Below are 10675 nucleotides of genomic sequence, written 5' to 3'. Positions count from 1 at the left end.
CGATGCGGCCGAAGGTGGTCTTGGCCTCGTAGAAGCCGTAGTCGATGTTCGCGCGCAGCGTGTGCAGCGGCACACGACCCTCGCGGTAGAACTCCGAGCGGCTCATCTCCGCGCCGCCGAGGCGGCCTGAGACCTGGATCCGGACGCCCTTGGCGCCGGCGCGCTGGGCACCCTGCAGACCCTTGCGCATCGCGCGGCGGAAGGCCACGCGAGCGCTGAGCTGCTCGGCGACGCCCTGCGCGACGAGCTGAGCGTCGGCCTCGGGGTTCTTCACCTCGAGGATGTTCAGCTGGATCTGCTTGCCGGTGAGCTTCTCGAGCTCGCCGCGGATGCGCTCGGCCTCCGCGCCACGACGACCGATCACGATGCCCGGGCGGGCGGTGTGGATGTCGACGCGGACGCGGTCACGCGTGCGCTCGATCTCGATGCGGCTCACGCCGGCGCGGTCGAGGTTCGACTGCAGCAGCTTGCGGATGCGGATGTCCTCGGCCACGTAGTCGGCGTAACGCTGACCCGGCTTCGTCGAGTCCGCGAACCAGCGCGAGACGTGATCCGTGGTGATGCCGAGGCGGAAGCCGTACGGGTTGACCTTCTGACCCATTAGTTGCTCGCCTTCTTGTTGCTGCCGGCAGCGGTCTCAGCGACCTCCGGCGTCGAGAGCACGACCGTGATGTGGCTCGTGCGCTTCTTGATCTGGAAAGCGCGACCCTGTGCACGGGGCTGGAAACGCTTGAGCGTCGTGCCCTCGTCCACGTAGGCGTTCTTCACGAACAGATCCTGCTCGTCCAGGTACTCGCCGTCCTTGTCGGCCTTCACCTGCGCGTTGGCCATGGCCGACGCGACGAGCTTGTAGATCGGCTCGGATGCCGACTGCGGCGCGAACTTCAGGATCGCGAGCGCCTCCTGGGCCTGCTTGCCCTTGATGAGGGCGACGACGCGACGAGCCTTCTGAGGGGTCACGCGGATGTGTCGCACACGTGCGATGGACTCCACCATTTCTCTCTCCTCCTCGGTCGCCTTAGCGGCGACGGCCCTTCTTGTCGTCCTTCTCATGGCCGCGGAAGGTGCGGGTGGGCGCGAACTCGCCCAGCTTGTGGCCCACAAGCGTCTCCGTGACGAACACGGGGATGTGCTTGCGACCGTCGTGCACGGCGATGGTGTGTCCCAGCATGGCGGGGATGATCATCGAGCGGCGCGACCAGGTCTTGATGACGTTCTTGGTGCCGGCTTCGTTCTGCGAGACGACCTTGCGAAGCAGGTGCTCGTCGACGAAGGGGCCCTTCTTCAGACTGCGGGGCATCTTCTTTACTCCTACTTGCGCTTCTTGCCGGCGTTACGGCGACGCACGATGAGCTTGTCGCTTTCCTTGTTGGCGTGGCGGGTGCGGCCCTCGGCCTGACCCCACGGCGAGACGGGGTGACGACCACCGGACGTCTTGCCCTCACCACCACCGTGCGGGTGGTCGACCGGGTTCATGGCGACACCGCGGACGGTCGGGCGGACGCCCTTCCAGCGCTTGCGGCCGGCCTTGCCCCAGTTGATGTTCGACTGCTCGGCGTTGCCGACCTCGCCGATCGTGGCGCGGCAGCGCGCGTCGACGTTGCGGACCTCGCCCGAGGGCAGGCGCAGCTGGGCGTAGGGGCCATCCTTCGCGACGAGACGCACCGAGGCGCCCGCCGAGCGAGCCATCTTCGCGCCGCCGCCGGGACGGAGCTCGATGTTGTGGATGACGGTACCCGTCGGGATGTTGCGCAGCGGCAGGTTGTTGCCGGGCTTGATGTCCGCGTTCGGACCCGACTCGACGATGTCGCCCTGCTGCAGCTTGTTCGGCGCGAGGATGTAGCGCTTCGTGCCGTCCACGTAGTGCAGGAGCGCGATGCGCGCCGTGCGGTTGGGGTCGTACTCGATGTGAGCGACCTTGGCGTCGACGCCGTCCTTGTCGTTGCGACGGAAGTCGATCACGCGGTACTGGCGCTTGTGGCCACCACCGATGTGACGGGTCGTGATGCGGCCCTGGTTGTTACGGCCACCGGTCTTGCTCAGCGGGCGGAGCAGCGACTTCTCGGGCGTCGATCGGGTGATCTCGGCGAAGTCGGCCACCGACGAGCCGCGGCGACCGGGGGTCGTGGGCTTGTAGTTGCGAATAGCCATGTTCTCTCTTCCTCCCCGACCGTCAGCCGACTGCCGTGAAGATGTCGATGGTGCCCGACTTGAGCGTGACGATGGCGCGCTTGGTGTCCTTGCGCTTGCCGATGCCGAAGCGGGTGCGGCGGGCCTTGCCGACGCGGTTGATCGTGTTGACCGAAGCCACCTGCACGCCGAAGATCTTCTCGATCGCGAGCTTGATCTCGGTCTTGTTCGAGCGGGGGTCCACGATGAACGTGTACTTGCCCTCGTCGATCAGTCCGTAGCTCTTCTCCGAGACGACCGGCTTCAGGATGACGTCGCGCGGGTCCTTCTGGACGGCGGTCATGCCGAGACCTCCTCAGTGGCGCCGGCCTTCTGCGCGATGAACGCGTCGATGGCGGCCTTGGTGAAGACGATGTCGTCCGAGACGAGCACGTCGTAGGCGTTCAGCTGGTCGGCCATCAGCACGTGCACGTAACCGAGGTTGCGCACGCTCAGGTAGCCGAAGTCGTCCTCACGGTCGAGCACGACGAGCACGTTCTTGGCCGGGGCGACCTTCGCGAGGAAGGAGGCCGCCGCCTTCGTCGAGGGCTCGGCGACGCCGAACGACTCGACGACGTGCAGGCGGTCACCGCGGAAGCGGTCGCTCAGCGCACCCGCGAGGGCGGCGGCGATCATCTTCTTAGGGGTGCGCTGCGCGTAGTTGCGCGGCTTCGGACCGTGGACGATGCCACCGCCGGTCATGTGCGGCGCACGGATCGAGCCCTGACGGGCGTTACCCGTGCCCTTCTGCTTGAAGGGCTTGCGGCCGGCGCCGGAGACCTCACCGCGACGCTTGGTCGAGTGGGTGCCCTGGCGAGCCGCCGCGAGCTGCGCGACGACGACCTGGTGGATCAGCGGGATGTTCGTCTTGACGTCGAACACCGAGGCGGGCAGCTCGACCGAGCCGGCCTTGTTGCCGTCGATGCCCAGAACGTCGAGAGCGAGAGTCGAGTCAGTCATCTAACTCAGGCCCCCTTCACAGCGTTGCGGACGTACACGGTGCGGCCGCGCGCGCCGGGGACGGCGCCCTTGACGAGCAGCAGACCCTTCTCGGCGTCGACGGCGTGAACCGTGAGGTTGAGGACGGTCACGCGCTCGGCGCCCATACGGCCGGCCATGCGCATGCCCTTGAAGACGCGGCTCGGGGTCGACGATGCGCCGATCGAACCGGGCTTGCGGTGGTTGCGGTGCGCACCGTGCGAGGCCGAGACGCCCTTGAAGTTGTGGCGCTTCATGACACCCGCGGTGCCCTTGCCCTTGCTCGTGCCGACGACGTCGACGAGCTGGCCGGCCTCGAAGGTGCCGTCGACCGTCAGCTCCTGACCGAGCGCGTACTCGGCGGCGTCGGCGGTGCGGATCTCCGCGAGGTGGCGGCGCGGCGTGACGCCGGCAGCCTCGAAGTGGCCCGAGAGCGGCTTGTTGACCTTGCGGGGGTCGATCGCGCCTGCGGCGATCTGGATGGCCGAGTAGCCGTCCTTCTCCGCCGTGCGGACCTGGGTCACCACGTTCGGGGCGAGCTCGATCACCGTGACGGGGATGAGCTTGCCGTTCTCGTTCCAGACCTGGGTCATGCCGAGCTTGGTACCCAGCAGGCCCTTCGAAATCTTGTTGTTGATGTCAGCCATGTCGAACCCGCCCTTAGAGCTTGATCTCGATGTTGACGTCCGCCGGGAGGTCGAGACGCATGAGCGAGTCGACGGCCTTCGGCGTCGGGTCCACGATGTCGATGAGGCGCTTGTGCGTGCGCATCTCGAAGTGCTCGCGGCTGTCCTTGTACTTGTGGGGCGAACGGATCACGGGGACCACGTTCTTCTCCGTCGGCAGCGGCACCGGGCCGACGACCTGGGCACCCGCACGGGTGACCGTGTCGACGATCTTGCGCGCCGACGAGTCGATGACCTCGTGGTCATACGACTTCAGGCGAATGCGGATCTTCTGTCCCGCCATTTGTCTGCTCACTCTCTTTACGCGTCGTACCTCACGGGCATTGGACGCACGTACCCTCCGGAAACCCTTCGGGCCAGTTTTCACATGTCAGTCCACGCGCACAGAGGTAGCCCCTGCGGTGTGGTTGTGTGATTTCGTTCTCCTGCCCGCGGCCCAGACTCGGTCTGTGCACTGCCCTGGCAGTGATCCCGCGCAGTCCTCCCTCGGGGAGCGCACGCGGAAATGTGGAACTTGTCTATTCTGCCATCCGCGACCACCCCGAGGCAACCCGGGCGTGTCGCGCGTCGAACCGCGGAATTCTGCGGCCCGTCGCGCCTCGTTGGGCGGGTTCCCAGGCTGCGGATCGGAAGCGATCTGCCGATTCGTCCGATCCGCGCGTCCGGGCTTTCGCGAGGGGATCCGGCTTCGCGAGGACGAATGCTCCCCGTGGCTCCTCGGCGACGCGGATCTCCTCCTGAAGGCGCCCGGCGGGTCCCTCGTTCACAACGCGGATCCCTCCCCATCACTTCCACGGATCCGAGATTCGCCGCCGGGCGAGCACAGCCAGGGCGCCACGCTTCCGGCATGGACCTGATCGACTACCTCGCCGCGCGGGGCGGCGTCATGCGGACGCGTGACCTGCGGGACGCCGGTTTCTCGACTCACCGGATCGAGCGCAGCATCGCCTCCACGGCGACGTACCGTCCTCGGCGAGGCTGGCTCGCGCTCTCCGGAGCCGATCCGGATCTCCGCGGGGCGGCAGCGTGCGGCGTCGTCCTGACGTGCGTGACGCAGGCGAAGCGGCCCGGGCTGTGGACCTACAGGGGTGAGGATCCGCACCGGCATCACGTCGCGGCATCCGCGCACTCCGGGGCGGTGACGGTGTCGCAGTCGCTCGTGCACTGGTGCAAGCCGCTGATCGCCCGTTCCCCCGGCACGCTCGTGGACCCGATCGAGAACGTGCTGGCGATTATCGCGGAATGCCAGCCGCACGAGCGGGCGCTCGCGGTGTGGGACTCCGCCTTCCAGCTGCAGCTGGCGGATCGCGACGCGATCGCCCGCTTCCCGCTGCGGCCCGCCGCCCGGCGCCTGCTCGCCGAGGTTTCGCCGTTCCGCGATTCCGGACTCGAAACGTTCATCGTCACGCGGCTGCGGTGGCTTCAGATCCCCATCCGCTCCCAGGTCTGGCTCCACGGGCGGCGGGTCGACATCCTGATCGGCGACCGGCTGGTGCTGCAGGCCGATGGCGGCCACCACGTGGGCGCGCAGCGGACGGACGATAACGAGCACGACGCGATCCTGCGTCTGCACGGCTACACGGTGATCCGCGTCACGTACCGCCAGGTGGTCGATGACTGGCCACGGGTGCAGGACGTCATCCTGCGCGCGATCGCGCAGGGGCTGCACAAGGCGGCGTGACGGCGCGCCCACCTGCACGAGGAGATCCAGCTTCCAGAGGACGAATCAGGATGAAAACGCCCTCACGAAGCGGGATCTCCTCGGGGAAGGCGGGCGGACGATCGCCGCGCGGGCGTCAGTACCAGTTGACGGACTGGGAGTGGCCCCACGCGGCGCACGGGGTGCCGTAGGCGCGGGAGATGTAGTCGAGGCCCCACGCGATCTGAGTGGTGGCGTTCGTCTGCCAGTCGGAGCCGACCGTGGCCATCTTGCTGCCGGGCAGCGACTGCGGGATGCCGTAGGCGCCGCTCGAGGGGTTCGAGGCCTGGTAGTTCCAGCCCGACTCCTTGCTCCACAGCGACACGAGGCAGCTGAACTGGTCGCCGCCCCAGCCGTAGCGCTCGGCGGCCATCGCCTCGGCGGTGGCCTGCGCGCCGGACGGCGAGTTCGCCGCGGCGAGGGCTTCGGCGGCCTTGCGCTCCTCCTCGGCCTTGCGCGCGGCCTCCTCGGCCTTGCGCGCCGCCTCCTCCGCCTTGCGCGCGGCCTCGGCGTCCGCCTCCTCGAGGGCGGCGGTCTCGGCGACCACGTCCTCGACCGCGGCCTCGGCGGCCTCGGCCTCACCCTGCACGACGACCGCGGGCATGCGCTGGTAGTCGCTCAGGTGACTGACGCGCTTCTCCAGCGCGGAGGTGTCGGCCTTCTCGTGCGCGTCGTCGAGGGCCGCCTCGGCATCCGCGAGGGCGGTCTGCGCGAGCTCGACGGTCTCGGGATCCTCGGATGCGACCGCGACGGTGCGCGCGGGCTGCGGCACGGCGGCGGACACCGCGACACCGCCTGCCAGCACGATGCCGAGGCCGGCGGCGACGCCGACGAGGCGCCGCTTGCGACGGATCGATCGCTCGGCGCGAAGCAGGGAGATGTGGTTGGCGCGGGGGAACGGGGCGAGCAGGGGGGAATCGGAGTGGTTCTGCGACATACCTGGTGTTTCGATCGGGTGCGTCCGCGCTCGCGTCTGGGCGGGCGCTCGGGCGCACCCGCTGCTTCGCGCGGCGGCTTCGGGCCGACGCCGCGCGACGAGAACGGACCCTCCACCGTCTCCCGCTCCCCTGGGCGAAGCCCGGCGATGCCATGGGATTCGCGTGGGCGGCCCGTGGGCGTTACCTGTTCGTTACCTGGCCATCGGCTGGGCGGGAGGACTCCGCGGCCGCGTCCGCACACGAAGCGACCCCCGCCCCAGGCGCGGGCGGGGGTCGCGTGCGAGACGGCCGTTACTTGTCGCCGACCGCGCCGTCGACGTTGTCGCGGATCTGGTCGATCTTGTCGTCCATGTCATCCGGCAGCACGCCCTTGGCGAATTCGGTGACCTTGTCGAGCACGGTGTCGCTGACGTCCTCCGCCTTCGCGCTCTGCAGCGCGTCCTGCAGCTTGTCCTTGTTCTGCTCGAACGCTTCCTTGCCCTGGTTCACGAGGTCGTCGAAGCCCATGGTTTCCCTCCGGTCCGGTCCGGTGCGCCCGCCGATCCGCGCGCATCCGGAGACAGTGTGGCAGTCGGGCGGATGATCCGGAACCCGCTCCGCGCACAGCCGGCCCGACGCGGTGCGATCCGGCTCAGGCGGCCGTATCGCCCGGCATCGCGGCGGCGCGCGCGGTCTTGGCGAGGATCAGCAGATCGCCCAGCAGGTTCCAGTTCTCGACGTAGGCGAGGTCGAGGCGGACGGTGTCGTCCCACTCGAGGGTCGAGCGGCCCGAGATCTGCCAGAGACCCGTGATCCCGGGCTTGACCAGGAAGCGGCGATGCACGTGGTCGGCGTAGCGGTCGACCTCGCGCGGCAGCGGGGGGCGCGGCCCGACGAGCGACATCGAGCCTCCCAGCACGTTGAACAGCTGCGGCAGCTCGTCCAGGCTGTAGCGCCGCATGAAGCGGCCCAGCCGGGTGATGCGGGGGTCGGCCCGCATCTTGAACATGACCTCGTTGCCGAGTCCCCCGCGATTCGAGGCGATGAGCTCGGGCAGCCGGCTCTCGGCATCCTGCACCATCGAGCGGAACTTCAGCATGCGGAACTCGCGGCCATGGCGGCCGACGCGCTGCTGCCGGAAGATCGCCGGCCCGGGAGACGTGAGCCTGACCAGAAGCGCGAGCACGATCAGGAGCGGGCTCAGCAGCACGATCAGCAGCGCGCTGCCGAAGAGGTCGACGCTGCGCTTCAGGAAGCGCTGTCCCGCCGAGAAGCGGGGGGTCTCCACGTGCATGAGCGGCAGACCCGCGACGGGTCGCATGTGGATGCGCGGACCGGCGATGTCGGTGATGCTCGGTGCGAGCACGAGGTGCTGCCTGCCCGCCTCCAGGGCCCACGAGATCTGCTTGACGCGCTCGGGACCGACCTCGTCGGTGCTGGTGACGATGATGGTGTCGGCGCCCGTCGCCTCGATCGCGGCTTCGATCGCGTCGACCCTCCCCATCACGGGGATCTCGGATCCGGCGACGTGGTCGCCGACGAGACCGGTGGGGGTGCACGCCCCCACGACGCGGTAACCGGCGCCGATGCTGCGGCGCAGCTCCTTGGCGATGTGTGCGACGGTGCGGTCGGAGCCGACGAGCAGCACGCCCGCCGAGTACTCCCCGCGCGCGCGGCGACGGCCCAGCCACCGGCGCCAGAACCAGCGCTCGGCGAACAGCGCCAGCAGGCCGAGCGGCAGCGCGAGCAGCAGATAGCCGCGTGCGATCTCGAGGCGCAGCAGGAACGCCGCGATCGCGACGACGCCGAACAGCCGGATGCTCGTGTCGAAGATGCGCTTGTACTCGAGCGTGCCGACGCCGATCACACGATCCGAGCGCGTGTCGTTCAGCGCGAGCGCGATCATCCACAGGGCGATGATGATGACCGAGAGGGCGAGGTACGACGCGGACCCGTAGGGGACGATGCCCTCGTGCGCGACCTGTCCCCACCAGCCGACGGACAGGGCCTGCGTACCGAAGACGACCGCCGCGATCACGGCGAAGTCGGTCGCGAGCAGGAGCGTCGCGTAGCGCGAGCGCCAGTCGAGCGTCGCCGCGGGGCGCGCGGATGCGCCGCCGACGAGGCGATCGACCGTCGGCGTCCGCACCACTGCGGCAGTGCCGACCGACCTCGCCTCCGGCGACGCGCCCGCGATGTTCGTGACCAACCGACCCGTCCCGTTTCTGTCGTGCTTCAGCCCGGGAATCATACCGCTCGGCCCTGGCCGCTGTGGGGCGGGAGCTGAACAGGTCAGCGGGCGGCGCAGCCCTCGCTCGCGGTCGTGACCTCGGTCTCGTTGATCATCGGCGTCGAACGCACCTCGAGCGGGCCGTACTCGCCGTCCTCGCCCGAGAACGTCGCGGTCACACGCGCCTTCTCCGAGGGCTTCAGGTAGGTATGAAACCAGGCGACCGGGCGCTCGAGGTCGACGATGTCGTCGCGCATGACCTGGACGTCGCGCCCGTTCACCGAAACGCTCTCTACTTGCGTGCCCGGAGGGCCGTAGACGTACACCGCCGTGCGGAAGTGCCAGATGCCCCAGTTCTGGCTCTTGACGTAGTCGGGGAGCTGCTTCGCCGACTCGCGATCGATGTCGAGGTGCAGCGAGGTGGTCGTCGTGAGGGTGCGGCGCCCGTCGGCACAGGACTCCACAGCGTCGATTGAAGATCGCATGTAGTAGTCGATCTTCGAACCCGACTCGTCGCGGAAGTACACGCCGACGGTGGTCTGATCCTCGTTGTCGGTCGGAAGGATGCCGGAGAGCTTGAGCGGTGCGACGACCTCCTGCACCTTCTCGTTCGCGCTATAGAACATGATGTCGCCGGACTCGATGCCCTCTCCGACCGCCCACGCCATGTCCTTCGGGTTGAACGCGCCTGTCGATAACTTGGCGAAGATCTCCTTGGCGGCGCTCGAGAAGAACTTGTCGGCGCCCTTCTTCGTCTCCTGCGTGCCCCAGCGCTCATACACCTCGCTCAGCAGCAGCTGCACGGCGTTGTCTTCCGTGAGGGCGTCGCCGGTCGCGAGCTCGACGGGACCGGTCGCGCGGAGCATCCGCGCGAGTGCGATGGGGTTCACGGATACGACGCCGTCGATCTGATCGTCGCGCACGTCACGCTGCCACCACTCGGTGACGATGCGCGCCATCGTCGGGAAGTCGGGGCGGCTCGACGAGGTGTTGATGCGCTTGACGAGGAAGTCGCTGTACAGGTCGAGCGCGCTCTGCGGCACGTCGACCTGGACGGGGGTGTCGTTGGCGTAGACGTCGCTGTTGGCCTGGTGGTCGATCGCCACCTTGCCGGCGTCGGCGGTCACCAGGGACTGCGACGCGGCGGATCCGCCCAGCCCCACGGATTCCGCGTTGTTCTGGAAGACGAGCAGGTAGTTGCGCTTGCCGTTCGCGCCGAGCAGCTCGGGCAGCAGTTCGACCATGGGCGCGGCCACGTTCATCACGTCACCGACCTGCTCGACGCCGCCGCGCACGGGCCCGATCAGGGCCGACGACTCGCGGACGGCCGCGATCTCGTCCGACAGACGCACGATGGTCGGCGCGGCCGAGGAGATCACCGGCAGGGCTCGGGCGAGCACGGGCTCGTCGCTGTCCTGCTCGAACTCGGCGAACACGGGGCGGCCGAGGCCGTTGACGGCCACGTCCAGCGACTCTGCGGCGAGCCGCACGGCTCGCAGGTTGTCGCCCGCCCACGGCACGAACTCGGCCAGGCGCCACACCGGGTCCCACCACACGCTGGCAGCGAGCCCTGCGTGACCGCCCAGCTCGTCCAGCGCGTCACTGACCTCCAGCTCGCCGTCCTGCACCTGGCCGATCAGCTGCTGGCTGGCCTCGAGCTCGTTCTTGACGAGCAGCGCGCGGACCGCGAGCCACGCGGTGGCCAGCAGCACCACGACCAGCGCGATGACGAGCGCCTTGACGACCTTTCGGCGCGGTGCGGGCGCATCCGCCTCGGACGTCGCTGCCGAGGCGGATCGCCCGCTGCGGGTGCCCCGTCGCTCCCGCGCCTCACGGCGTGACATGGGCGCGCCGAAACCGTGCGCAGAAGCGGGGGAGGTCATTCGGTCATCCTACGAAACGCGAACTGTCAGAACCGTGAGGGCACGCATCACTCCGTGAAGCCGCCCTCGAGGATGACGGGCGTCGTCGTGAGGTCGAGCGACACCTTGCCACC

General features: G+C 68.8%; 13 protein-coding genes. 1 reads left to right on the top strand and 12 read right to left on the bottom strand.

Annotated elements, in window-relative coordinates; genetic code table 11:
• From rpsC to rpsJ, 8 genes are all read right to left on the bottom strand, one after another.
• Positions 1-601, bottom strand: a 601-nt coding sequence (gene rpsC, locus RIF89_RS07220) for a 30S ribosomal protein S3 (protein ID WP_309068451.1), incomplete at its 3' end; no start/stop codon positions are given.
• On the bottom strand, positions 601-996 hold the full coding sequence (gene rplV, locus RIF89_RS07215; RefSeq protein ID WP_203136337.1) for a 50S ribosomal protein L22: 396 nt from the start codon (positions 994-996) through the stop codon (positions 601-603). The genes rplV and rpsC, both read right to left, overlap by 1 nt.
• A gap of 22 nt (positions 997-1018) precedes the next feature.
• Positions 1019-1300 (bottom strand): 30S ribosomal protein S19, encoded by a 282-nt coding sequence (gene rpsS, locus RIF89_RS07210; RefSeq protein ID WP_055992152.1) that lies wholly within the window; start codon positions 1298-1300, stop codon positions 1019-1021.
• Positions 1301-1311: 11 nt separating this feature from the next.
• Complete coding sequence (gene rplB, locus RIF89_RS07205; RefSeq protein WP_309068450.1) at positions 1312-2151, bottom strand: 50S ribosomal protein L2; 840 nt, start codon at positions 2149-2151, stop codon at positions 1312-1314.
• Positions 2152-2173: 22 nt separating this feature from the next.
• Entirely contained in the window at positions 2174-2473 is a 300-nt protein-coding gene (rplW, locus tag RIF89_RS07200; RefSeq protein WP_203136339.1) for a 50S ribosomal protein L23, read from the bottom strand.
• Positions 2470-3129: a 50S ribosomal protein L4 gene (gene rplD, locus RIF89_RS07195; protein ID WP_309068449.1), complete on the bottom strand. Its 660-nt coding sequence runs from the start codon at positions 3127-3129 to the stop codon at positions 2470-2472. The genes rplW and rplD overlap by 4 nt, the downstream gene beginning before the upstream one ends.
• A gap of 5 nt (positions 3130-3134) precedes the next feature.
• Complete coding sequence (gene rplC, locus RIF89_RS07190; protein WP_135114782.1) at positions 3135-3794, bottom strand: 50S ribosomal protein L3; 660 nt, start codon at positions 3792-3794, stop codon at positions 3135-3137.
• Positions 3795-3807: 13 nt separating this feature from the next.
• Positions 3808-4116: a 30S ribosomal protein S10 gene (rpsJ, locus tag RIF89_RS07185; RefSeq protein ID WP_309068448.1), complete on the bottom strand. Its 309-nt coding sequence runs from the start codon at positions 4114-4116 to the stop codon at positions 3808-3810.
• 564 nt (positions 4117-4680) lie between these two features.
• Here rpsJ and RIF89_RS07180 point away from each other — a divergent pair.
• Positions 4681-5514 carry a DUF559 domain-containing protein gene (locus tag RIF89_RS07180; RefSeq protein WP_309068447.1) on the top strand — a complete coding sequence of 278 codons (834 nt, stop codon included), beginning with the start codon at positions 4681-4683 and terminating at the stop codon, positions 5512-5514.
• A gap of 115 nt (positions 5515-5629) precedes the next feature.
• On the opposite strand, the gene RIF89_RS07175 is transcribed toward RIF89_RS07180, so the two are convergent.
• The 4 genes from RIF89_RS07175 to RIF89_RS07160 form a co-directional block, all read right to left on the bottom strand.
• Positions 5630-6469, bottom strand: coding sequence for a phospholipase (locus RIF89_RS07175; RefSeq protein ID WP_309068446.1), 840 nt, complete (start codon positions 6467-6469; stop codon positions 5630-5632).
• 292 nt (positions 6470-6761) lie between these two features.
• Complete coding sequence (locus RIF89_RS07170) at positions 6762-6977, bottom strand: Rv0909 family putative TA system antitoxin (RefSeq protein WP_309068445.1); 216 nt, start codon at positions 6975-6977, stop codon at positions 6762-6764.
• A gap of 124 nt (positions 6978-7101) precedes the next feature.
• Positions 7102-8700 (bottom strand): sugar transferase, encoded by a 1599-nt coding sequence (locus RIF89_RS07165; protein ID WP_375294447.1) that lies wholly within the window; start codon positions 8698-8700, stop codon positions 7102-7104.
• Between the two features lie 41 nt (positions 8701-8741).
• Entirely contained in the window at positions 8742-10562 is a 1821-nt protein-coding gene (locus tag RIF89_RS07160; RefSeq protein ID WP_309068443.1) for a DUF4012 domain-containing protein, read from the bottom strand.
• Between the last annotated feature and the right edge of the window lie 113 nt (positions 10563-10675).

It is taken from the genome of Microbacterium sp., assembly GCF_031178525.1.
In the GTDB taxonomy this organism is placed as follows: domain Bacteria; phylum Actinomycetota; class Actinomycetes; order Actinomycetales; family Microbacteriaceae; genus Microbacterium.
This window is presented reverse-complemented; position numbering and strand designations above follow the sequence as displayed.